At 61.8% G+C, this 20274-nt stretch carries 26 protein-coding genes; 3 read left to right on the forward strand and 23 right to left on the reverse strand.

Annotation, left to right across the window (positions count from 1 at the left end):
* Nucleotides 1-509: 509 nt before the first annotated feature.
* Nucleotides 510-917: a DUF3307 domain-containing protein gene (locus ACLP2E_RS15325; RefSeq protein WP_442466437.1), complete on the forward strand. Its 408-nt coding sequence runs from the start codon at nucleotides 510-512 to the stop codon at nucleotides 915-917.
* Between the two features lie 127 nt (nucleotides 918-1044).
* Here the strand turns inward: ACLP2E_RS15325 and ACLP2E_RS15330 are convergent, their stop codons facing one another.
* The 3 genes from ACLP2E_RS15330 to pstS all read right to left on the reverse strand — a co-directional run bounded on the left by ACLP2E_RS15330 (nucleotide 1045) and on the right by pstS (nucleotide 5693).
* Nucleotides 1045-2070, reverse strand: coding sequence for a patatin-like phospholipase family protein (locus ACLP2E_RS15330; protein WP_442462628.1), 1026 nt, complete (start codon nucleotides 2068-2070; stop codon nucleotides 1045-1047).
* A 15-nt stretch (nucleotides 2071-2085) separates the two neighbouring features.
* Nucleotides 2086-4197, reverse strand: coding sequence for an adenylate/guanylate cyclase domain-containing protein (locus tag ACLP2E_RS15335; protein ID WP_442466438.1), 2112 nt, complete (start codon nucleotides 4195-4197; stop codon nucleotides 2086-2088).
* Between the two features lie 482 nt (nucleotides 4198-4679).
* Nucleotides 4680-5693, reverse strand: coding sequence for a phosphate ABC transporter substrate-binding protein PstS (gene pstS, locus ACLP2E_RS15340; protein WP_442462626.1), 1014 nt, complete (start codon nucleotides 5691-5693; stop codon nucleotides 4680-4682).
* 852 nt (nucleotides 5694-6545) lie between these two features.
* On the opposite strand from pstS, the gene ACLP2E_RS15345 reads away from it, so the two are divergent.
* Nucleotides 6546-7190, forward strand: a complete 645-nt coding sequence (locus ACLP2E_RS15345; RefSeq protein WP_442466443.1) for a glutathione S-transferase family protein — start codon at nucleotides 6546-6548, stop codon at nucleotides 7188-7190.
* A 173-nt stretch (nucleotides 7191-7363) separates the two neighbouring features.
* A complete protein-coding gene (locus ACLP2E_RS15350) occupies nucleotides 7364-7789 on the forward strand; it encodes a SufE family protein (RefSeq protein WP_442466439.1) in 426 nt (141 codons plus the stop codon).
* A 70-nt stretch (nucleotides 7790-7859) separates the two neighbouring features.
* Here the strand turns inward: ACLP2E_RS15350 and ACLP2E_RS15355 are convergent, their stop codons facing one another.
* The 20 genes from ACLP2E_RS15355 to ACLP2E_RS15450 all read right to left on the reverse strand — a co-directional run.
* The gene (locus ACLP2E_RS15355) at nucleotides 7860-8075 is read right to left on the reverse strand and encodes a hypothetical protein (protein WP_442462624.1); all 216 of its coding nucleotides are present in this window, start codon (nucleotides 8073-8075) and stop codon (nucleotides 7860-7862) included.
* A gap of 27 nt (nucleotides 8076-8102) precedes the next feature.
* Nucleotides 8103-8399: a 2Fe-2S iron-sulfur cluster-binding protein gene (locus ACLP2E_RS15360; protein ID WP_442462623.1), complete on the reverse strand. Its 297-nt coding sequence runs from the start codon at nucleotides 8397-8399 to the stop codon at nucleotides 8103-8105.
* A 49-nt stretch (nucleotides 8400-8448) separates the two neighbouring features.
* Complete coding sequence (locus ACLP2E_RS15365) at nucleotides 8449-9645, reverse strand: DegT/DnrJ/EryC1/StrS family aminotransferase (protein WP_442462622.1); 1197 nt, start codon at nucleotides 9643-9645, stop codon at nucleotides 8449-8451.
* Nucleotides 9642-9941 (reverse strand): hypothetical protein, encoded by a 300-nt coding sequence (locus ACLP2E_RS15370; RefSeq protein ID WP_442462621.1) that lies wholly within the window; start codon nucleotides 9939-9941, stop codon nucleotides 9642-9644. The genes ACLP2E_RS15365 and ACLP2E_RS15370 overlap by 4 nt, the downstream gene beginning before the upstream one ends.
* Nucleotides 9938-10177, reverse strand: coding sequence for a nitrogen fixation protein NifZ (locus tag ACLP2E_RS15375; RefSeq protein ID WP_442462620.1), 240 nt, complete (start codon nucleotides 10175-10177; stop codon nucleotides 9938-9940). Before ACLP2E_RS15375 ends, ACLP2E_RS15370 begins: the two co-directional genes overlap by 4 nt.
* A complete protein-coding gene (locus tag ACLP2E_RS15380; RefSeq protein ID WP_442462619.1) occupies nucleotides 10174-10494 on the reverse strand; it encodes a nitrogen fixation protein NifZ in 321 nt (106 codons plus the stop codon). The genes ACLP2E_RS15375 and ACLP2E_RS15380 overlap by 4 nt, the downstream gene beginning before the upstream one ends.
* On the reverse strand, nucleotides 10491-11264 hold the full coding sequence (locus ACLP2E_RS15385; RefSeq protein ID WP_442462618.1) for a 4Fe4S-binding leucine-rich repeat protein: 774 nt from the start codon (nucleotides 11262-11264) through the stop codon (nucleotides 10491-10493). The genes ACLP2E_RS15380 and ACLP2E_RS15385 overlap by 4 nt, the downstream gene beginning before the upstream one ends.
* Nucleotides 11257-11796, reverse strand: a complete 540-nt coding sequence (locus tag ACLP2E_RS15390) for a hypothetical protein (RefSeq protein WP_442462633.1) — start codon at nucleotides 11794-11796, stop codon at nucleotides 11257-11259. Before ACLP2E_RS15390 ends, ACLP2E_RS15385 begins: the two co-directional genes overlap by 8 nt.
* A 23-nt stretch (nucleotides 11797-11819) precedes the next feature.
* Nucleotides 11820-12134 (reverse strand): HesB/IscA family protein, encoded by a 315-nt coding sequence (locus tag ACLP2E_RS15395; protein ID WP_442462617.1) that lies wholly within the window; start codon nucleotides 12132-12134, stop codon nucleotides 11820-11822.
* 7 nt (nucleotides 12135-12141) lie between these two features.
* Nucleotides 12142-12363: a 4Fe-4S dicluster domain-containing protein gene (locus ACLP2E_RS15400; RefSeq protein WP_442462616.1), complete on the reverse strand. Its 222-nt coding sequence runs from the start codon at nucleotides 12361-12363 to the stop codon at nucleotides 12142-12144.
* A gap of 59 nt (nucleotides 12364-12422) precedes the next feature.
* Entirely contained in the window at nucleotides 12423-13988 is a 1566-nt protein-coding gene (gene nifB / locus ACLP2E_RS15405) for a nitrogenase cofactor biosynthesis protein NifB (protein WP_442466440.1), read from the reverse strand.
* A gap of 257 nt (nucleotides 13989-14245) precedes the next feature.
* Entirely contained in the window at nucleotides 14246-15112 is an 867-nt protein-coding gene (locus tag ACLP2E_RS15410) for an SIR2 family NAD-dependent protein deacylase (RefSeq protein ID WP_442462943.1), read from the reverse strand.
* Nucleotides 15109-15330, reverse strand: a complete 222-nt coding sequence (gene nifT, locus ACLP2E_RS15415) for a putative nitrogen fixation protein NifT (RefSeq protein WP_442462944.1) — start codon at nucleotides 15328-15330, stop codon at nucleotides 15109-15111. The genes ACLP2E_RS15410 and nifT overlap by 4 nt, the downstream gene beginning before the upstream one ends.
* A 160-nt stretch (nucleotides 15331-15490) precedes the next feature.
* Nucleotides 15491-15682: a 4Fe-4S dicluster domain-containing protein gene (locus ACLP2E_RS15420; RefSeq protein WP_442462945.1), complete on the reverse strand. Its 192-nt coding sequence runs from the start codon at nucleotides 15680-15682 to the stop codon at nucleotides 15491-15493.
* Nucleotides 15683-15861: 179 nt separating this feature from the next.
* A complete protein-coding gene (gene nifA, locus ACLP2E_RS15425) occupies nucleotides 15862-17568 on the reverse strand; it encodes a nif-specific transcriptional activator NifA (RefSeq protein WP_442462946.1) in 1707 nt (568 codons plus the stop codon).
* A 98-nt stretch (nucleotides 17569-17666) separates the two neighbouring features.
* Nucleotides 17667-18008, reverse strand: coding sequence for a nitrogenase stabilizing/protective protein NifW (nifW, locus tag ACLP2E_RS15430; protein ID WP_442462947.1), 342 nt, complete (start codon nucleotides 18006-18008; stop codon nucleotides 17667-17669).
* Nucleotides 18005-18727: a serine O-acetyltransferase gene (gene cysE, locus ACLP2E_RS15435; RefSeq protein ID WP_442462948.1), complete on the reverse strand. Its 723-nt coding sequence runs from the start codon at nucleotides 18725-18727 to the stop codon at nucleotides 18005-18007. The genes nifW and cysE overlap by 4 nt, the downstream gene beginning before the upstream one ends.
* A gap of 48 nt (nucleotides 18728-18775) precedes the next feature.
* Nucleotides 18776-19072, reverse strand: coding sequence for a NifU family protein (locus tag ACLP2E_RS15440; RefSeq protein WP_442462949.1), 297 nt, complete (start codon nucleotides 19070-19072; stop codon nucleotides 18776-18778).
* A gap of 40 nt (nucleotides 19073-19112) precedes the next feature.
* Nucleotides 19113-19433: a HesB/IscA family protein gene (locus ACLP2E_RS15445; RefSeq protein WP_442466441.1), complete on the reverse strand. Its 321-nt coding sequence runs from the start codon at nucleotides 19431-19433 to the stop codon at nucleotides 19113-19115.
* A gap of 147 nt (nucleotides 19434-19580) precedes the next feature.
* Nucleotides 19581-20274, reverse strand: a 694-nt coding sequence (locus ACLP2E_RS15450) for an AAA family ATPase (RefSeq protein ID WP_442466442.1), incomplete at its 5' end; no start/stop codon positions are given.

Consider the following 20274-nt stretch of genomic DNA (forward strand, 5'->3'; position numbering starts at 1 on the left):
AAGCCCGCGCATCTCCATACCGGCCAGCGACCTCGACCGGTCGCGCGAAAAGGCCTGATACATGACCGCACCCGATCACTCGACCACGCCGTCCAAAAACTTCTTGCTCAAGCGGGGGCATCCATACCCGCAAATTGATCGACAGGTCGGACGTGATCGGACGGCGCCAGCAGTCATTTGGGGATCGTCTACTTGCTCCCCCTGTGCCAGGACAGGTCACGGGGGGAGGCTCGGAAACAGGATCGAAGCCCACTAAATCGCCCCACACCGACACATTTGCTTTAAAGCCGGCGCCTATCAAAGATCGGCGCCGGGAGCGGCCGCCGACCATCCCAAGCTGGACCGAAGCGGATTGACGCGATGGCGCCCGTCGCTTCGCGTCGTCCTTCGATCGCGGTTTCAGGCTTGGGGTTCAGGCCTGGGTTCGCGCCGTTTATACCGCCGTGTTATCTTGTTCCGCCGCGCCGCCGACGCGGCGGAGTTCAGTTCGCGAGAGTTCTTTCGAGAGCATGACGATATTTCCGGGCGATTTGTCGATTCCCCTCGGCGCGCTTGTCTTCTGGATGCTGGTTCTGACCGGCAAGCATGTTTTATGCGATTTCTTCCTGCAGACGCCCTGGATGGCCTTGGGCAAGGATTCGCCGACGGGCTGGGCGAAGCCGCTGCTGGTCCACTGCTCCATCCATGGCGCAGTCGCGACGCTTTGCATGCTGGCCTTCGCGCCCGCCTTCTGGTTCCTCGGCCTCGTCGATTTCGTCATCCATCTCAGCGCCGATCGCTTTAAAGGCTTTTGCGTCGCGACTTTCCGCTTGACCGGCAAGGACGCCTGGTTCTGGTGGCTGCTGGGGATCGACCAGTCGATCCATCATCTCACGGATTTCGGCTTTGCCGTGCTGCTCGCGGCGCGGGTCCCATAGGCAAGGTTCGTCGACGCCGCCGGCTACCCCAGCGAAGGAAGGCGACTTGTTCGCTGCAGAGCGCAAACCATATTTTCGATATCGAGACGCGTCATGCGGCGCCCTGGGGTCCTTGAGTATCGGCAAATCAGAAGAACTTTGCGGCGATGTCGGTGCTGGAGCGGTGGCCGATCGCGTCGAAATGCGCGTCGAGGAATTCCTTGGCCTTCGCAATGCCGAGCGCATGCAGATGCTGCAGAAACGCCTTGTCCCCGTTCAACTTGGACGATGCATTTAGCTCCGCCAGTTCCGCCTCCGCATCGATCGTGTGGATATTGAGTCTCAGATAGTGTCCGGGCGAGAGGTCGCCATTGTCGATCAAATCGGTGACGAATTTGATCATGCGCATTTCCCGCATCAGTGACGAGTTGAAGGATATCGTGTTGATCCGGTCTATGATGCCGCGCACATCCTGTGGCACGGCGGGGACATTGATCGGGTTGAGCTGGACAATCAGCACATCCGCGCAGCCGCCCATATAGATCAAAGGAAAGATGGGGGGGTTGCCGCAATAGCCCCCATCCCAATAATGCTCGCCATCGACCTCGACCGCCTGAAACAACAGGGGGAGGCAAGCCGAAGCCATCACGGAGGCGGCGCTGATCTCGCGGCGTTCAAACACGCGCAAGCGGCCGGTGAGCACGTTCGTGGCGCACACGAACAGGGCCGGTTCCTTACCCACCCGCAACCGCGCGAAATCCACGGTGTCCTCCAGCAGTTGCTGCAGGGGGTTGAGATTGGCCGGGTTGAGTTCGTAAGGCGAAAACACCTTGTTCAGCATATTGACAATCATCCAGGACGGCGAGAAATCCATGTTGCCGGGGCTTCGCGCCCGGTCGAGCGGACTTGGCTGCAACGGCGAGGCCGCGGCAATCGCCGCGACGCCATTCCAGAACGCATGCAACTGCCGCCGGGCCGCCGCCGGGCCGCCGCGCGCCAGCCCGTCCACAAGCACCGCCGCGTTCATCGCGCCGGCGCTCGTACCCACGACAGCCTCGATCTCCAGTCTCGGATCATCGAGCAGCCGGTCCAGCACGCCCCAGGTGAAGGCGCCATGCGAGCCGCCGCCCTGGAGCGCTATTTTTATACGCTTGCGATTGCTATTCTGGGTCATGGCGTCCAACGATCATTATTTCACGCCCCAAGGGACCGAAGGAGACCAGCCAGGTTCGGCCTGGCTGCCCAGCTCCGCCAAGCGCGCGGCGTAGATTTCAGCCAGGGGAAACATGCCGGCGGCCTGAACCTCCGCCAGCGCAGCACGCGCGGCGTCGAAACGGCCTTCGCGGTAAGCCGCGACACAGGCCTCCCAGGTTTTCAGCGATGCGATGGCGGCGTCGCGCGCACGCAAATCTGGAGCTGCGGCGGCATCGGTCACGCCAAGCAGTTCATGGACTGGCATCGGCGACGTCGCGCCCTTGACGACGACAATATCGACTGGACGGAACACGAAGCCGGGACCAGCCGCCGCGCGCGTCGCCTCGCTCACGAGTATCTGCGTGCCATAGAGCTTGTTCAAGCCTTCCAGCCGGCTTGCGAGGTTCACCATCCCCCCCATCGCGGTATAGGCCATCCGATCGCTGGAGCCGACATTGCCCACGACCGCCTCGCCGGTATGCACGCCAAAGCGCGTCCATAGTTCTGGCCAGCCGCGTGTGGCGAATGCCTCCGTCAGATGCTGCGTCACCGCGCGGGCGCGTAACGCTCCGGCGCAGGCGTGCGCCGCGTGGTCCGGGTTGCGGCGGGGGGCGTTCCAGAACGCCATCACGGAATCCCCTATATATTTGTCGATCGTGGCGCCGGCGGCGAGTAGCTCACGCGTGACGGCCTCGAAATAGGCCGACGCGATATGCGTCAGTTCCATCGGGTCAAGGTTTTCGGCAATCGTGGTGAAACCCTGTATATCGGTGAACATCACGCTGAGGGCGATCCGCTCGCCGCCAAGTTGTGGCTCGGCGCCGGCCGCGAGGAACTGGCGCACCAGATCGCGCGGTAGATAAATCGCGAAGCTGCTCAGCGTCGCCTTCATCGCCGCAATTGCCTCGGCGAGCCGTTCCACCTCGGTGATCCGGCTGCGCAAGACCAACGGCGCGGCGAGCTCGAAGCGCCGGATCGATTGCGCCTCCCGTGTCAGCACGCCGAGCGGCCGGGCGATGCGCCACGACATGAAGGCGATCGCCGCAAAGCCCAGCAGGAACGCGCCCAGTGCGAGCAGTGTCCCGCTGCGCACCGAGGCGTCGACGGCCGCTGTGAAGTCGCTGCGGGGGGCCACCACCGCGACCAGCACCGGCGGGTTTTCCAGGCTCTCGACAGACTCCAGCCGCGCCAGCATGGCGGTCCCGTCAACGCTGAGCAATTTGCCGCGCCCTGGTCCAAGCTGTCCCGATGCGTAGGCGTTCCATACGGCGCCCAGCACGGGGTCATCGGACGCCTGTAGCGTCGTCCAGCTGACGCGCCCGCCCCCGGCTTCACCCACGGCGCGGGTATCGTCGGGGTAAGCGAGCAGGATGCCCAAATCGCTGAACAGGAACGCCAGCGTGTGCGGGGTGATCCGCTGCGCGCGCAGGAAAGCGCTGAGACTGGCCAGAGTAATATCGAGCGAGAGGACGCCGCCACCCGCCTGCCGGCTGCTCACGCTCAAGCCCACGCGTTGCGACAGCCCGAGCGTATAGGGCGTCGAGATATACACGCCAGGCTTGCGCGCCTGCAAATACCACTGCGTCCGGCGTGGATCGCCGGGGCGTCCGAACATAGCGCTGCTGATCGGCGTACGGTCGGCGGCGAAGAATGTCCAGGTCTTCACGGGGGCGTCGGGCCGGCTGAAGCACAGCACATAAGCGGCCTCATTCGGCGGCGCCGGCATTGCCGCCGCCGGCGCGACGCTGACCGGCGCCGCCTGCAGCAACGACCCGTCCGGCCAAGCGACAGACACGGTGCGGACCTCTGGCCCCGCCGCCAGCATGGCGAGCAGTCTTGCACCCGCCTGGACATTGCCCGTCGTATCCGCCGCGATCCCGGTGTCCGCAACCTCGCGGATAAGCGCCAACACCGGCAGAACCAGGGCGTTGGTTCGGCCGGATACGGTGGTGGCGACCTGGGCAAGGTTAACGTCGGCCGTCGCCACGGCAGCACGCTCACCAGCACTGCGGAAGCCAAGCACCGCCAGCCCGAGCACAGAGGCAAACACCAGGGTGAACGCGATCAGGATAGTCACGGTGAAGCTCAGTTGCGGCCGGACTATCATTCAGGAGCCCCCGATGCTAGTGGCGCCAAGTAGTCCGCCCGGCGGTTCGGGCTGATGCCGGGCGGGTGCGCTTCTCCTGCGCCATGGCTTAGCTGAGCTGCCAGCCAAGCTCCGGCGTGAGGCTGCCATAAAGATGGCTTCCCGAGCGAGTTGGCAAAGCAAAACGTCGCCGGACTGCTCGGCTCTGGCTGGGTCCGTGTCAAGGATCACCGGGCGGGTTGTGGCCAGAGCCGTGACATCAAGCCCTGCCCTTGCGGCGAGCGCCACCACGAGACCGGCGGAGCACGCCTCTGAAACTCCAGAGGGTAATATGGAGCCGGCGTGCTGCACATCCCGCTCGGCCATCGCGAGCACACCGACTGCTGCCCTCTCTTTGGACTTGCCTTATCTTGTCTTTATCGAAGCTTCTCTTCTTTTAGCGAGTACTGGAGGCAAGTGACAGAATGGTGACTGCCTGCGCGGCAGCGGCTGGATTCCCGAAATCAGTGCTTGATCTGGCTAGTCATAGCCGCAAGCGCTGCGTCCTGCACCACGCCCGGCAGTGGGATATAGTGCAGGCTGGTGGCGATCGCCGAACCGTTCCTGTAGGCCCAATCAATGAACTTGACGACGTTGGCGCTCGCCGCCGGGTCCTGGGGATTCTTCGGCAAGAGGATAAATGTAGCGGACATAATCGGCCAGCTGGTGTCGCCAGGCATGTTGATGATGCTGACCGCAAAGTTTTTGGCGCCCAGCCAATCCGCCTGGGACGCTGCGGCCTGGAAAGCTTCGAGTGAGGGAGCCACATAGTGGCCGGATTTGTTGCGTAACTGGACAGTGATCAAATTGTTCTGAACGGCATAGGTGTTTTCCACGTAGCCGATGGCGCCCGCAGTATTGCGGACACTGGCGGCAACGCCGCCACTGCCAATGGCGCGCGCGCCGACAGGCCATTTCACCGAGGTCCCCGAACCAGTCGTGCGCATCCACGACGGGCTGATCGCGCAGAGATATGACGTCCAGACAAGGGTCGTGCCCGAACTATCGGCGCGGTGGACCGGTGTGATGACGAGGCTGGGCAGTTCAACGCCGGGATTGGCCGCAACTATACTTGGGTCATTCCAGTTAGTGACTCTTCCGGCATAAATATCAGCGACTACCGTGTCGGGCAGCTTCAGCTGGTTCACGCCAATGCCTGGAATGTTCACGATCACCAAAACCGCGCCCATCACGGTTGGAACCTGCAACAGATCGCCAGCGTCGAGCATCTCCGGGTCCATCGGCGCATCGGACGCGCCAAAATCGACGGAGCGGTTGAGTATCTGGTTCTGGCCGCCGCCCGAGCCAATGGCCTGATAGTCCAGTTGCACGCCGATCGCGGGCTCTGCCTCCTCGGTCCATTTTAAATAAAGGGGCGCCGGGAAAGTAGCGCCTGCGCCGGTGATCTGCTGGGCGCCGGCCGTACAAGGCGTAAAGGTGGCGAACATCAAGGCGAGCGCTTTAAGCCGGATTTTCATAAATCCCCCTGGCGTGCGTTCGAAAGACATTTGGCAAACCTTGGTCGACTGACAATCTCTGCAAAAAACAGGTTTGCGGAGGGCCTTTTAGACCATGATGCGACCGGGAAACGCCAAGCGCCACCTCCGGCGCGTCGTCGCCAACGGTCAGTTTTGCGTCCGTCGCCCCGATGATTGCCTCAATGGTCACGCGGGGCGCCCGTTCGCGCGGCGCCAGACCTTCAGGCGCCGGGTCGAGCGAAACCGACACCGGCGAACGTCCCTTTCGCCGCAAGCCCAGCGGCACGAATACAACCAAGAATCAATGGGAAGGGACAAGATCCCAGCGATTAGGCGCCGTGAGCTTTGACGGATGAATGAGCGCATGGGAAAGGTCCAAACTCATCGCGGTTCCAAAAGTGATGTCGACAAGATCCGGGCGCAGTATTCAAGCGGTTCGTGACACTCTCGAGAATGTTACTCGCGCAACGATTCGTGTCGCCGAATGATTGCCCCGCTGCGATCAACGAAGCGCCGGTTGCCCGTCGTCGTTCAAGGCGCCGCAACAGCCGAAGCACATCGACCGTGGACGACCCTCCTCGTCCTCAACAGCGCCGCCTCGCCATAGGAAGCAGCGCAGGAGCCGTCCGCCTGGTCGAAGGCGCGGCTGGCAATCGCATCCTCATGGCCGGCGAAAGCATCGAGACAAGCTTGTCAATCCGCCTGTGCTGAAGGGGACCGATCTGGAGTTCGATGGCGCTGCGGCCTGGGCGATGGGGAGTTGCGAGCCACGAGTTTGGCATGAACCATGCCATTGTCGGGCAAGCCATAGCCCGTCGGAAGACGCCTTAGGAGGCCTAGCGCCACATGAACATGAAATTCTACATGACGCCGGGCTCCTGCTCGACGGCGATCCACATCATTCTGGAAGAGCTCGAGGAGATTTTCGAGGCCCACATCGTCAACCTGCCGGCGGGCGACCAGTTCAAGCCGGATTACCTGGCGATCAACCCCAAGGCCAACATACCGGCTCTGGTGCGTCCGGACGGCACGGTGCTCACCGAGGTCGCCGCCATCGCCTTCTGGCTGGGGAAGGCGCGCAAACGCGGCATTTTCTGGCCGGCCAATCTCGAGGACGAGACGCGGGCGCTCGAAACCATGATCTTCGTCACCAGCGCCCTGCACGGCCACGGTTTCGCCCGCATCTTCGCGCCGGGGAATTTTTCTTCCGACTCGCAGACCCATGAGACGATCAAGGCGCAAGGCCGCGCTCTGGTCGAAAAGGGTTTTGGCATCGTCAACAAGACGCTGGAAGGCCGCAAATGGGTCGGCGGAGATTATGGCGTCGCCGATGCGGTGCTGTTCTATGTCGAATTCTGGGCCGACAAGATCGGGATGGCCTTGCCCGGCAACCTCTTGAGCCATTATCGCGCCATGCTCGGCCGCCCCGCTGTGTCTTTGGTGCTGCGCGAAGAAGGCTATTCGCCGGACAAGCTCGGCCAAAGGGATCGGGTGTGAGGGGACTATTGTCGCATGTGCGACAAGGCGCCATGTGAGGCGTGAGGCGCTTTCCTTCTCCCGCAAGCGGAGTAGAAAGACGGCGCCTCGGCCTGTTTTGTTATGGGCTCGACAATCGGGCGCTATGCGCGTTTCTTGCATCCAGCGGATAAAGCGGATGGAAAGGCTGTGGAATGAAAATTGACGAGATCATCGAGAATTTCGAATTCCTGGACGATTGGGACGATCGCTACCGCTATCTGATCGAGCTTGGCCGCGAGTTGGAGCCCCTGCCGGAGGAGGCGCATAACGACGCCAACAAGGTGCGTGGCTGCGCCAGCCAGGTGTGGCTGCAAACCAGCATAGAAACTGGCCCCGATGGCGCGCCGGTGCTGAAATTTCTCGGCGACAGCGATGCCCATATCGTGCGCGGCCTGGTCGCCTTGACGCTGGCCTTTTTCTCCGGCCGCGCCGCCAGGGATATCATGGAGGCCGACGCGCAAAAGCTGTTCAGCAGCCTCGGGTTCGAACACCATCTGACGCCGCAGCGCTCCAACGGCCTGCGCTCGATGGTGGAGCGCATCAAGCACGACGCCGCCCGCGCCTTGGCGACGGCGTAAAGCAAGCCAAAAACAAAAACCCGCTGACGCAGCCCTTGCATCGGCGGGTTTTCGTTTCGCGAGACGTTGATCAGGCGGAAGCAGAAGCCTTCAGCGTCTCAAGTTCCGTCGCGTCGAGGCGGAAGATCATGCGGCCGCCAGCCAGGGCCTGCGCGGCGTTGGGAACTTTCTGGCACAGAAGATTGAACCATTGCTGCCCGGTAAGTGCTTCCGGGCGTTCGCTGATTTCATTCACGGAACCGTCCGGCATATAGCGGGCGTGGATTACGATTTCGGTAGGCGCCATCTCTCACTCTCCTTTATCGACTTCCAATCAAAGCGCGGGAATCTCGATCTTGATGTCTTCCGTGCCAAGAACCTTGACCTGGCAGGCGAGGCGCGACTTGGAGCCGACGCCGACCAACTCGTCCAGCTTGCCATTTTCGTCGCGCGTCGTCTTGGTGACGCCCTTGCGGCCTTCCAGCACGTAGATATGGCAGGAGCCGCATTTCGCGTTGCCTTCGCACTTATGCGGGAAGTCCGGGTCGGCCTGGAGGATCGCAGCCAGAATGGTCATGCCTTCCCCGGCTTCGACCGTCTTTCCCGACGGCATAATGGTAACAATCGACATCTGTTCTTCCTCTCTTGTTGTCTCGGAGACCTTTGCGCGAAAAAAACGATCAGTAGATCGCCGCCCCCGCCCCCACATTGACCGACGCGTCCTTCATGGTCGCGACGATGAATTCGATCTGATTCTCGTTGAGATGGCAGTGAAACGGCAGGGCCACCGCCCGGTCCGCCACTTTTTCGGTGACGAACAGATCGCCGCGCCGACTGCCGCGATCGACATAATGGCGTTGCAGGTGCAGCGGGTTGCAGTAAGCCGCCGCCTCGACCGCCTCCACCCCCAGGTCCTCGACAATGGCGTCGAGACTGGAGCGCGAGAACCGCGTGCCGAGATGCACGACATAAAGGAACCAGTTCACCTCGGTCACGTCAGGCGCGATATAGGGCGGCTTGATGCCCTCGAAGGACTGCACGTGCTTGGTATAAAGATGCTCGACCGTGCGCCGCTTTTCGAGGATCTCCTCGATCCGGCCTAACTGCGCCAGGCCGATCGCCGCTGCGATGTCGCTCATCTGCGCCTGCAAGGCGGGATCGCTGGTGATGGAGACCGAAGCGCGCTCCTCCGGTTGATGCGCGCGGCGCCTCTTGATCGCCATGGCGAGAACGGAATCGTCGGTGACGATCATGCCGCCCTCGCCGCAGGTGAGCGGCGACGGCTGCGAAAAGTCGAAAACGGCGGCGTCGCCGAAAGTTCCGACCAGAGCGTCCTTGTATTTCGAGCCGATGGCTTCGGTCGAATCCTCGACCAGCTTCAGCCCGTGCTTGTCGGCCAGTTCGCGCAGGCTCGACCAGTCGGCGGGATGACCATTGGTGTTGCCGGCGAGAATGGCGCGGGTTTTCGGCGTGATCTTGGCTTCGGCCTTGGTCGCGGTCAAAACGCCCGACCAGTAATCGATATCGGCGAAAACCGGCGTCGCGCCGACCGCCGCGATGGCCTGCGCCGTTTCGCGCCAGGAGTAGGAAGGCGCGATCACTTCGTCGCCCGGTCCGATCTTCAACGCGGTGAGGATCAGCGCCAGTCCAATCGTGCCGCTCGGCACGGCTATGGCGTAGCGGCGGCCGAGATAGGCGGCGAAAGCCTGTTCGAATTCCTCGGCGACCGGCCCATGCGACAAAAGCGCCGAACGCATGACGCCGTCGACCGCCGCCAGTTCGACCGAGGTCATGTCGGGGTCGGACAAGGGAATGACCGAAGCGGCTACGTCTTCGTCTTCAAACTCTTCGTCGTGGTCCAAGACCGGATCGTTCATTGGCCAAGGCTCCGCGCCGCCAGGATGAAGCCCATCGCCGCTTCCGGATCGGTGACGACGGTCGGGCAGTGATTGGTCACGTCGAGGAGATGCAGGTCATAGGCGGCGAAGGAACGGAACGGCTCTTCCAGCACGTCGGAAGCATCGCAGCGCGACCAGGCGAGATGGGGATATTTCAGCCGCAGCGCCACGTAGGGCGAAGCGTCGGCCGGGGCCTGCGCCACCAGCGTCTCGATTTCGAGCAATTCTTCCGCCTTGATCGCCATGGTCCAGACTCCACCAAAATTGACGCTCACAGCGGAGCGATTTCTTCCTCGAGACAGCCGATCACATGTTTCTCGTTGAACTCCACGAGATAGATCGGCGTATTGGAATCGACATGGGAGCCGACCTGCACGATCTCGCCGACGCCGCCGGCCGCGACCAGCAGGGCGTCTTCCTCGGCATTGGGATAGGATCCGTCATTGACGAGATCGATCAGGCAGCGCACCCGCTGCCCCCATTGAAATTTCGGTTCGCGCGGGTCGATCATGCGGAAAGTTCCTGTGGTAGCGGGACGTCGTCTTCTTCTTCGCGCGGGATCGCCGGATCGAGTTCCTTGCGCTTCATCCCGACGCGATTGCCGCTTTCGGTGAATTCGACGGCGTAAATATAGAATTGCTGCAGGAAAGTGCCGATGCTGACGACATAGCCTTCCTCGCCCTTCTTGCAGAGCAGGTCGCCGATCTCCTTGCCGGCATAGGTTCCGTCATTGCGGACATTGCGCTTCGCCCGCACTTTCTCGCCGTAGCTGAAGAATGGCGGGTGGGTGATTTCCACCACATCGCTGTCACGAACGATATTGCTCATAGCGATTTCTCCTTTCCGCTATCGTTCCTGTGGATAGCGCGCGAAAAAGCCATTTCGCGCACCAGATCGTCACTGTCCTCCACCAGTTCGGCGAGCAGCCCCGGCTCGATCCGGCTCGCCGCCTCGTAGCGAACCCGCCAGTCGGGATCGCTGCGCAATTGCGCCAGTTGCTCGCCGGTCAGCCGCCGCGCGACTTCAATTCTCACGCGCGGCTCGGGATCTCCCGCCATGCGCATAAGCATGTCGTCCGGCACTCTTTGCGCCACCACGCGCCGCACTTCCGGCTCCCCGTCATGCAGCATCCATTCCAGAAGATCGGGCGCCAGACGCCGTGCGATCACCAGACGGACGTAATAATCCTCGTCCTGCAACATCGGGACCAGATCGGAATCTTCCAAAAGCGACACGATGCGGATGCGCACCTCGCGGTGCGGATCGTGTCGCAATTTGAGGATGTGTTTCTTCGGCAAGCGCCGCGCCGCGTTCCAGCGCACCGTTTCTTCCGGATCCTCGAGCAGAGGCGGCAACAGGAACACCGCCGCGTGTTTGGAGGCGATCGCCCGCACTTCGAAATGCGGATGGGTGAGATATTCGTTGGCCAGCGGCGGATTCCAGTTGAAGAACCGGTCGATGCGGCGCGCATAGCGGTCGTTGACGCAGGCGTGGGAAAGCCGACATTTGCCGGTTGCCTTGATGTCGAGATGCCTACAGGATGAGCAGTCGATCTCCTGGCCTTGCCAGTCGATGGTCTCTTCGATGTCGTCAATCATCGTCGCGCTCCGCACGTTCGAGAACGTCGAACAACAGTCTGGCGTTGACCCTGTCGCTGGGATCGAGCTCCAGCAGTTTGGCCACCGCGACGCGGCCCTCATCGAGGTCGCCGAGCCGCATGTTCAAATAGGCGTAGCCCTTGAGACAGAACATGAAGAAGCGCGCCAGCACGTCATCGAGATCGGCGAAATCGGCGTCATCGCGCCGCACGTCGCGCCAGTCGGCGGCGAAATTCTTTTCGCGCGCCGCCTTGGCGAGACAGATCCTGCCGACGCCCAGCGCCTCGGCGAGACGCCCCTTGTAGAAATAGAAGCGATAAAGGCCGATCAGCACCGCGAAATGATCCGGCGCGACTTCTTGCGCCCGGCGAAGATGATCTTCGGCCAAATCGCAGAGATGGTAGTTGAGCCCGGCCTCGCGCAGATGCTGTTCGGCGAGCGGCGGCAGGCCGCCGCCAAACAGCGGATGCGAAAGCAGAGAGTCCTCGCCCAGAGGCAGAGTCTCCCCGCCGAATTTCGCCGCCGCCGTCATTTCAGTTGCACGGTCTGCAGGCGTCAGCCGGCATGGCTGCTGCACGATTTCTGCTTGGGATCCTGGAACACCAGGCCCGTCGACGTCGGCGTCTCGGCGAAGTCGATGGTGACGCCTTCGAGCAGGATGCGGCTCTCCGCCGGCAGGAACAGTTTCACGCTGCCATGGGGAACGACCTTGTCGCCGGGCAAGGGCTCCGCCGTGACGGCGATTTCCGCCGCCAGGCCCGAGCAGCCGCCAGGGCTGACCGAGAGGCGGAAACCCGCGCCGGGGCCGCCGTCGGCCATGATCATCATGCGCATGAATTTTTCAGCCTTGGGAGTAATCGTAAAGCTCATTTTTTCCTCACGGAGCCTGGTAGCGGGGGAAAGAATTGTCGATGATGCAGGTATTGTCGACCGGGCACACGGCGAGGCATTGCGCCTGGTCGAAATGGCCGATGCATTCCGTGCATTTTTTCGGATCGATGACGAAGGTTCCGCCCTTTTCGGAAATGGCCACATTGGGACATTCCGCTTCACAGGCCGAACAATTGGTGCATTGCGAACTGACGATTTTATACGCCATTTTCGGGATTTCCTTATCGTTAGCCCTCGCAGGCTCATCGCCTGCGAGGAAGGGTGAGATCAGGCGTTTTCCGAGGAAAACGCGCCCTGACGGATCTCGGCGTCGCCGCGCGCCGTATGGGTGATTTCCCCGCTCTTGAGCTTTTCGAGATAGGCCTTGAACCAGGTGATCGCGGATTTCTCGATGAACTCATGGGCGAATTCGTCGACCGGATCGATGCCCGCCTTGAGCAGGTCGCCCTTCGGACAGCCGCCGATTTTCGCCACGAACACGGCGTGGCAATCGTTGATGGCGCGGATCACCGTCTCCAGCGAATCCTCGTCGCCAAAGCCGCCCTGGCAATAGAGATCGACGCGGCGATGGCCGACGAATTTCGCCCCCTTGGTGGACAATTCGTAGATCTGGAACTCTTTCGCATGACCGAAATGTTCGTTGATCAGGCCCGAACCCTTGGTCGCCACGGCGGCCAGGACCTTGATGTCGCTCTCGATGTCCTTGAGCGTCGCCACTTCTTCCTTCTTCGCCTCGACCTTGGCGACGCGCTCCTGCTCGACCACGGCCTGATAGGCTTTGCGGCCTTCGAGATCGTAGTTGACCTCCATCGCCATGATCTTGTCGGTGGTGAATTCCTCGGAACGGTCCTCGCCGAGCAGGCCCACCGCGTCGGCGCGACACTGGCGGCAATGCCGCATCATGTTCATTTCGCCTTCGCAGGAATCCTGCAGCGCCTTCAGTTCCTGCGCGGTCGGGCCGCGCTGGCCGGTGAGGCCGAACACGGTGCCATGTTCCGGCGCCGAAATCAGCGGCATGATGTTGTGCAGGAAGGCGCCACGCGATTTGACCGCGCGATTGACCTCGACAAGATGCTTGTCGTTGACGCCGGGGATCATCACCGAATTGACCTTGCAGAGAATGCCCCGCTCGGTCAGCATTTCGAGACCGCGCAACTGGTGATCGGTCAGGATCTGCGCCGCTTCGACGCCGGTGATGCGCTTGTGCTTGTAGAAAATCCACGGATAGATTTTCGCGCCGACTTCCGGATCGACCATGTTGATGGTGATGGTGACGTGATCGACATTGAAGCTGGCGATGGTGTCGACATGTTCCGGCAGCGCCAGACCGTTGGTCGACAGGCACAATTTGATGTCCGGCGCGGTCTTCGAAATCAGTTCGAAGGTTTTAAAAGTCTTGGCCGGATTGGCCAGCGGATCGCCTGGGCCGGCGATGCCGAGCACGGTCATCTGCGGAATGGTCGAGGCGACGGCGAGCACTTTTTTCGCCGCCTGTTCAGGGGTCAGCTTTTCGCTGACCACGCCCGGACGCGATTCATTGGCGCAATCATATTTGCGATTGCAGTAATTGCACTGGATGTTGCAGGCCGGGGCCACGGCGACATGCATGCGCGCATAATGATGATGCGCTTCTTCGCTGTAGCAGGGGTGGTTCTTGACCTTCTCCCAGATTTCGGCCGGCATGTCGTCCGGACCGTCACTGGAGCCGCAGCTCGGCTTGGCCGCGCCGCCCGAAGTGCCGCAACCCTTGTGTTCGGCGACCTGTTGCATCACCGCTTCGATATCGACGCCGGAGCCTGAGGCGCCTGCTTCTTGATGTGCTGATGAATCCATTTTTAGATCCTCGCATTTCAGCTAGAGCTTTGAACTGGAAACGAGGTAGCAACGCATATGCCACATCGGGAATTTTTCCGTTTCCCCTTGTTTTCCAGTCTGTTCGCCTGTTTGCTGCATCTGCTCTGTCGGCTTGCGCACAGAGTTTTCGGGGGAGTTTTCGACCTGTTGCAAAGCCGACAACGCCATTTTGGCTGGTGGGAAAAAGCAAAGGGAGCCGCAAGCGACTCCCTTCCCTCAGTTCCAGCCAAAAGCCCTCATCCGGCGATCAGGATTTCGCAGGCGCGCTGCAAGGGCACCGCCAGCGGCACGATCTGTTCGGTGGCCAGGAAGCGCCGTTCGTTCAGCGACAGTTTTTCCGGATCGACCAGCGCATAATGCGGCTGCGCCGAGCGCTTGGAGATCTGGCGCGCATAGGTGCGCAGCATCTGGTCATGGAAGCGGCAGCCGACGAACAGGAAGCTGCGCTCGGTGCGCAGGTTCATGACCACTTCCGGGATCGGCGACTGGATGTCGATCTCGGTCAGGACTTCGACATAATCCGCGTCGGAAATGAGGAAGTTCTTGGCCGGAGTCACTCCGCCATGCGGCTTGTAGACAATGGTCTTCCAGTCGGCGACGGCCGTTTTGTCCACTTCGGCCCCGGAAGCGTCATAGAAGCGATACCACAGGCTTTCGCCGATGCCGGCGCGGGTGATGCCCTGAATCTCGCCCCAGTCGGAGCGCTTGGCGAAAGCGGCCCGCAAGGCGCCGTCATACCAGGTGTCGATGATCAGCGGCAGCGGCAGCGAGGCGAGATATTCGTGCAGCGGGGTCGGATCGACCTGCGGCGCGAAAGCCTCGTTCATCAGATTGGTCACCGTCGAGCGATGACGCTGGCCCTCGATATATTGCGCCGAGGCCCAGACGTTTCCCCGCGCGCGGCGCGGCAGGGCCACCTTGGTCCCGAAGAAATCGGCCAGGGTTTCCGGCGTCAGCGGGACCGCCGGCGCGGACAATTCCGCGAGGGCCGGTCCGAGATAGGGGATGATCGAGCCGCCGCGCATTTTCCGCGCGAGATCGGCTAGGACGCTTTCCGCCTCGGCGGGTTGCAGGAAATCCTGATCCAGAATGGGAGCGTTCATACGGACTCCTCCTCGCTGCGCTTGCGCGCTTCGACAGTGATCGGCAGGCGGGTGTCGGCGGCCATGGCGGGAAGCTCCAGCACCCAGCCGTTGGCGATCTTGATCCAGCCGCCCCACAAGGTCTCGAACTCGCTCTCGACGATCGGCTCCTCGAGATCCTTCTTGGGGACGTAAATGCAAAGCCCGGTGTCCGGAGCGCGGCGGATCATGATTTTCATGGATTCATTTCTTTCGCTGACGCCGGATGTCGGCTTGGGCCTTCAGTGGTTTCTGGCGCGAGGCGCACCTCCCGGCGCCGGCATTTTCGCCGGCGCGGGTCTTATCGAACAGGTCCGCATTTGGCGCGGTCGTTTGCCGCAAGCGCCAGCAGAAGCCGCGTCACGCCTTGACGCAAGTTCCGGGCACCGGGCAGACTTCGTCACACTTGACCGGCGACTCGCCGTCACATTCGGTGCATTTCTTGGGATTGATGACGAAAGTGTCGCCCTTCATCGAAATCGCCGCATTCGGGCATTCAAACTCGCAAAGGCTGCAACCCGTGCAGGACGAAGCGATGATCTTGTAGGCCATCGAAAATCTCCTCATTTAGCTTATTCGAGACTGTCGCGGGCCGGCCCGCCCGCGCTCGAACGCATCAAACATTCAGCAAGGCCCGTGCCAGTGAACGATACGGCGCTATCCCTTTTCCCCGCGCGCCCTTTGCAGGTTTCGCAACCGTCCGCGTTTGAATCGCGACAAAGGCCGTTGATTCAAAACTTCTTGATGGGAATGTGATGTTTGCCAAGAGCGTAGGCGATCTGGCGCGGCGTCAGCTTGAGCAACCGCGCCGCCTTGGCCTGCACCCATCCGGCCTTTTCCATCGCGCCGATCAATTGATCGCGTTCCGGGACGCCGGCATGAGCGCCTTCATAAACAGCGCGACCGTTCCGCGTCCGCGAGCGCAACGAACCGGCGAGACGGTCCGGCGCTGGATCGGGCGCAGCGATTTCGTCGACGCGCACGAAAGGGCGCAGGCCCGTGGCGAAATCCTGGCCCGAGCCCTTGCCAAGCGTCGAGGACAGGCAGGCGTCGGAGCTGCAGGCGAAATCCGCCTCGCCGATCGCCTCCTCGCGCGCCAAGGTCGCGGTCCGGCGCACGCAATTTTCCAGTTCGCGCACATTGCCGGGGAAATCGCAGGCTTGCAGCAGGCGCACGGCGGTGGTGGTCAGCTTTTTCCGCGTGCCGTTTTCCTCATTGAAGCGGCGCAAAAACTCCTGCGCCAGCAGATTGACGTCTTCCGGGCGTTCGCGCAGAGGCGGCAGCAGGATCGAGACGACGTTGATGCGATAATAGAGATCGGCGCGGAATTGCCCGCGCTCCACCGCCGCTTCGAGATTCTTGTTAGTGGCGAAAACGAAGCGGACATCGACCTTGACCGTCTGCGATCCGCCGACGCGTTCGAATTCGCCCTCCTGCAGCACCCGCAGTAGTTTCGCCTGGAAAGCCGGCGAGATTTCGCCGATTTCGTCGAGAAACAAGGTTCCCTTGTCGGCCAGTTCGAATCGCCCCTTGCGCTGTCCGACCGCTCCGGTGAACGAGCCTTTCTCATGGCCGAACAATTCGGATTCGAGCATGGTTTCCGGCAGGGCGGCGCAGTTCAGCCGGATGAACGGCCCGCTCTTGCGCGGCGAAAGATCATGCGCGGCGCGGGCGAAAAGCTCCTTGCCGGTGCCGGATTCGCCGCGCAGCAACACGGTCGTATGGGTCCGGGCGACGACATTGATCTGGTTGAACACCGCGCGGATCGCCTGGCTCGCCCCGACAATGCCGATCAGCGCCTGCTCGCCGCGCAGGATCGGCTGGCGCGGCGGCTCCTTTTCGAGGCGGCGCTGTTCCTCCATCAATCTTTCGCGGTCGCGGGTGACTACGTCGTAAAGATGGAGGGTCTGTCCGACCATATTCGCAATCATCGCCAGGAAACGCGCGTCTTCCTCGATGCTGGCGTCGCCATTATGGATCCTGTCGATGATCAGGGTTCCGATGACCTGGCCGCGATGCTTGATCGGCACGCCGATAAAGCCGACGCGGCGCCCGCCGTCGACTTTGTCCGCCTGCCAGCCGAGGAACAGGGAATCGCGCGCCACATCTTCGACGATCACCGGCATTTTGGTCGCGACGATGCGGCCGACCACCTTTTCGGGCAGGCTGGCGAAATGGTCCTTCGCCTCGCCGTCGCGCCAGCCAATTCCGACCGCTGACGTCGGCTGGCCCGCTTCATCGATCAGCGCGATCAGGCCGCGCCGCAGGTCGAAGAAACTCGCCAGCACCGCCAGCACATGCGACAGCACCGCGTCGAGACGCCCCGGAACCGCCAGGATCTTGGAGATCTCGTAAATGCCCTGCAACGCGATTTCCGCGCGGCCCGCCGGTCCGGGGGCGCGCGACGCCAAATCCTGATCTTCGCCCAGGCTAGACATCGCTGCGCCACTCCCTAAAGGCGGAAGGGCGATATTCACATTCCGCAGGAATGCGGTCGCAAATCATCCATGTCTCCAACGCCGTTTGGCGACAAGCCTCAAACGACCTTCAGCGAGTCCAGCGGCACAAAATTGCTCTGAGGCTCTTCCTTGGGCGCGACGGCTTCCTTGTGAACCTTGAACAGCCTTTCCTGGATCGGCGAAGAGGCGACGAAATCCTGATAGGCCTGATCGAGATGCGAACGGCACAAAGCCTTGATTTCCTCGTCGCTCAGACCGTCGAAGGCGCCGTCGATCTCGCTGCCTTTGAGATATTGGCCCATGCGCCGCAGGATATGCAGCCGCGAGACCTGGACCACGGACGGCTCGAAGGGCAGGTCGAGATAGTTGAAAAAATCTTCCGCCGAAGAAAGACGTCCGAGATCTTCCAAAACGCTCATGACTCGAGCCTTTCCTTGTTCTTTGTTTCGCTCTCAACGACCGGGTTTTTCACTCGACGCTGCATGTGATTGAGCCGTGCTTCGAGAAAGTCGACGCGATCGAGCAATATGCTCAAAACCTCGCCGACCGGATCGGCGATCAGGTGATGATCGAGATTGATGCGGCCGCTTGCGCCGCCGCGCCGTACCGGCTCGCGCACGATCCGCGCCGGAATGCCCACCGCCGTCACGCCCGGCGGCACGTCCTCGACGACGACCGAATTGGCGCCGATCCGCGCGCCCGCGCCGACCTTGATAGGCCCGAGGATTTTCGCGCCCGCCCCGACCAGCACGCCGCTCTCGATGGTCGGATGGCGTTTGCCGGGCGACCAGGAAACGCCGCCGAGCGTCACGCCATGATAAAGCGTGACGAGGTCGCCGACTTCCGCCGTTTCGCCGATCACCACGCCGGCGCCGTGATCGATGAAGAAACCGCGCCCGATGGTGGCGCCGGGATGAATATCGACGTTGGTGGTCAGTCGGGCGAACCAGGACAGGAAACGCGCCGGAAATTTGAAGCCGCATCGCCACAGCCGATGCGCCAGGCGATGCCAGATGATCGCATGCACGCCCGGATAGGTGAGCAGGATCTCGATCACATTGCGCGCCGCCGGATCGCGCGCTTTTACGCAGGAGACGTCGTCGCGCCACAGGCTCCACAGGCTGGGAGGAGGCGCCATTTCGGCGGCTCCATCAATCGGTGCGGCGAGAGTCGGCATGAAAGCGCCTCAGTGGTTGGCCTTGAAACCCATCGGCACGGGGATCACGCGGACGAATTCGCCGAGCTTCTCGACCATGCGGCCCTGAATGCCCTCCAGCGTGGCGCTCGCCAGCTTGCAGAACACGCAGGCGCCCGTCAGCCGGACATTGATCTTGTTGCCGTCGATCGAGACGAATTCGCAATCGCCGCCATCGCGCTTCAGATTGGGGCGGATTTCCTCGATGACTTCGCGAACGAGGCGGATCCGCTCCTGTTCGGCAGAGAGGACGGGTTTTTCTTGCACGATTTCAGTCTGCATGGTCATGGCTCTCGATTCCTCAAAAAACTCAGCCGAAGCTAAGAACTCAGCCGAAACTCTTGCCGCAGGAGCAGCTGTGGGTGGCGTTGGGATTTTCGAAAGTGAAGCCGGCGCCCTCGATGGCGACGACGAAATCGATGGTCACGCCGGCGAGCAGTTCGCGCGAGGCGGGTTCGACGAAAACCTTGACGCCATCGCGCTCGACCAGTTCGTCGTCTTCCTCGGCCTTCTTGACCAGGCCCATCAGATATTTGTTGCCGGCGCAGCCGCCCGTCTCGACTTTAAGGCGCAAGCCCTCGACGGGCTCGGACGCCCCCTTGATGGCGTTGCGGACAGCGTTCAGTGCGCTGTCGGTGAGATGGATCATTGCCGGTCCTCCACAGATGAAGAAGCTTTCGCCCACAAGATTAGCAAAAGCCGCGCCAGATCGGCTCCACGAGCCTGTCCCTTGATTTTAGAAGGCTTTCCCGAGATTGTGCGGCGGCCATGTCGGGATGCCGACAAAGCCGTCTTTTCATGCAGCGGCGGAATCCGAGCGGTCGAGGCCCCGGAAAATGGCGCAACGCTTGAACACATCGAGGTCGGGCGGCGTGTCGCGATGGCGACAATATTTCGCGACCAGTTTGGCGAGGCCCTTGATGTCGCGCCCGCTGGTCTGCGGGTAAATCTCGATCAGAGCATCAATCAGACTCTCATCGAGATCCAGGCCGAACTGCCCGGACATTACCCCCCATATGCGTTTGCGCGCCTCGGCGTCGGGGGCGTGGAAGCGGATCAGGGCGATGCAGCGCGAGACGATGGCCTCGTCGATATCGTCGATGCGATTGGTGGTGAGGAACAAAAGGCCGTTGAAATATTCCAGCACCCGTAAAAACACGCCGACCACGGCGTTCATCGTCATGTCGTCCTGGCGCCGCTTGATATAAACGTCGGCCTCGTCGATCAGCATCACCGCGCCCCAGCGCTGGGCGCGCAAAAGAGCTTCCTTCAGCGCCGTCTCCATCGCCGCGACATTCAATCCCAACTGCCCGGAATGGACGCGATAGAGCGGGCGCCTGACGATTTCGGCATAGACCTCCGCCGTCAGGGTCTTGCCGACGCCGGGCGGTCCGGCGCAGAGCACGGTCGTGCCGCCGGATTTTCCCGCGACGATATCGTCCATCAGCACGTCCATTTCGGCCGTTAGAATGTCGATCAGGTCGGTCTGC

It is taken from the genome of Rhodoblastus sp. (genome assembly GCF_052145335.1).
Taxonomy (GTDB): domain Bacteria; phylum Pseudomonadota; class Alphaproteobacteria; order Rhizobiales; family Beijerinckiaceae; genus Rhodoblastus.

Bases quoted from the DNA above. Each gene is read 5' to 3' on its own strand.
- ACLP2E_RS15325 (WP_442466437.1), top strand. From the start codon at position 510: ATGACGATATTTCCGGGCGATTTGTCGATTCCCCTCGGCGCGCTTGTC.
- ACLP2E_RS15330 (WP_442462628.1), bottom strand. From the start codon at position 2,070: ATGACCCAGAATAGCAATCGCAAGCGTATAAAAATAGCGCTCCAGGGC.
- ACLP2E_RS15335 (WP_442466438.1), bottom strand. From the start codon at position 4,197: ATGATAGTCCGGCCGCAACTGAGCTTCACCGTGACTATCCTGATCGCG.
- pstS (WP_442462626.1), bottom strand. From the start codon at position 5,693: ATGAAAATCCGGCTTAAAGCGCTCGCCTTGATGTTCGCCACCTTTACG.
- ACLP2E_RS15345 (WP_442466443.1), top strand. From the start codon at position 6,546: ATGAAATTCTACATGACGCCGGGCTCCTGCTCGACGGCGATCCACATC.
- ACLP2E_RS15350 (WP_442466439.1), top strand. From the start codon at position 7,364: ATGAAAATTGACGAGATCATCGAGAATTTCGAATTCCTGGACGATTGG.
- ACLP2E_RS15355 (WP_442462624.1), bottom strand. From the start codon at position 8,075: ATGGCGCCTACCGAAATCGTAATCCACGCCCGCTATATGCCGGACGGT.
- ACLP2E_RS15360 (WP_442462623.1), bottom strand. From the start codon at position 8,399: ATGTCGATTGTTACCATTATGCCGTCGGGAAAGACGGTCGAAGCCGGG.
- ACLP2E_RS15365 (WP_442462622.1), bottom strand. From the start codon at position 9,645: ATGAACGATCCGGTCTTGGACCACGACGAAGAGTTTGAAGACGAAGAC.
- ACLP2E_RS15375 (WP_442462620.1), bottom strand. From the start codon at position 10,177: ATGATCGACCCGCGCGAACCGAAATTTCAATGGGGGCAGCGGGTGCGC.
- ACLP2E_RS15380 (WP_442462619.1), bottom strand. From the start codon at position 10,494: ATGAGCAATATCGTTCGTGACAGCGATGTGGTGGAAATCACCCACCCG.
- ACLP2E_RS15385 (WP_442462618.1), bottom strand. From the start codon at position 11,264: ATGATTGACGACATCGAAGAGACCATCGACTGGCAAGGCCAGGAGATC.
- ACLP2E_RS15390 (WP_442462633.1), bottom strand. From the start codon at position 11,796: ATGACGGCGGCGGCGAAATTCGGCGGGGAGACTCTGCCTCTGGGCGAG.
- ACLP2E_RS15395 (WP_442462617.1), bottom strand. From the start codon at position 12,134: ATGAGCTTTACGATTACTCCCAAGGCTGAAAAATTCATGCGCATGATG.
- ACLP2E_RS15400 (WP_442462616.1), bottom strand. From the start codon at position 12,363: ATGGCGTATAAAATCGTCAGTTCGCAATGCACCAATTGTTCGGCCTGT.
- nifB (WP_442466440.1), bottom strand. From the start codon at position 13,988: ATGGATTCATCAGCACATCAAGAAGCAGGCGCCTCAGGCTCCGGCGTC.
- ACLP2E_RS15410 (WP_442462943.1), bottom strand. From the start codon at position 15,112: ATGAACGCTCCCATTCTGGATCAGGATTTCCTGCAACCCGCCGAGGCG.
- nifT (WP_442462944.1), bottom strand. From the start codon at position 15,330: ATGAAAATCATGATCCGCCGCGCTCCGGACACCGGGCTTTGCATTTAC.
- ACLP2E_RS15420 (WP_442462945.1), bottom strand. From the start codon at position 15,682: ATGGCCTACAAGATCATCGCTTCGTCCTGCACGGGTTGCAGCCTTTGC.
- nifA (WP_442462946.1), bottom strand. From the start codon at position 17,568: ATGTCTAGCCTGGGCGAAGATCAGGATTTGGCGTCGCGCGCCCCCGGA.
- nifW (WP_442462947.1), bottom strand. From the start codon at position 18,008: ATGAGCGTTTTGGAAGATCTCGGACGTCTTTCTTCGGCGGAAGATTTT.
- cysE (WP_442462948.1), bottom strand. From the start codon at position 18,727: ATGGCGCCTCCTCCCAGCCTGTGGAGCCTGTGGCGCGACGACGTCTCC.
- ACLP2E_RS15440 (WP_442462949.1), bottom strand. From the start codon at position 19,072: ATGACCATGCAGACTGAAATCGTGCAAGAAAAACCCGTCCTCTCTGCC.
- ACLP2E_RS15445 (WP_442466441.1), bottom strand. From the start codon at position 19,433: ATGATCCATCTCACCGACAGCGCACTGAACGCTGTCCGCAACGCCATC.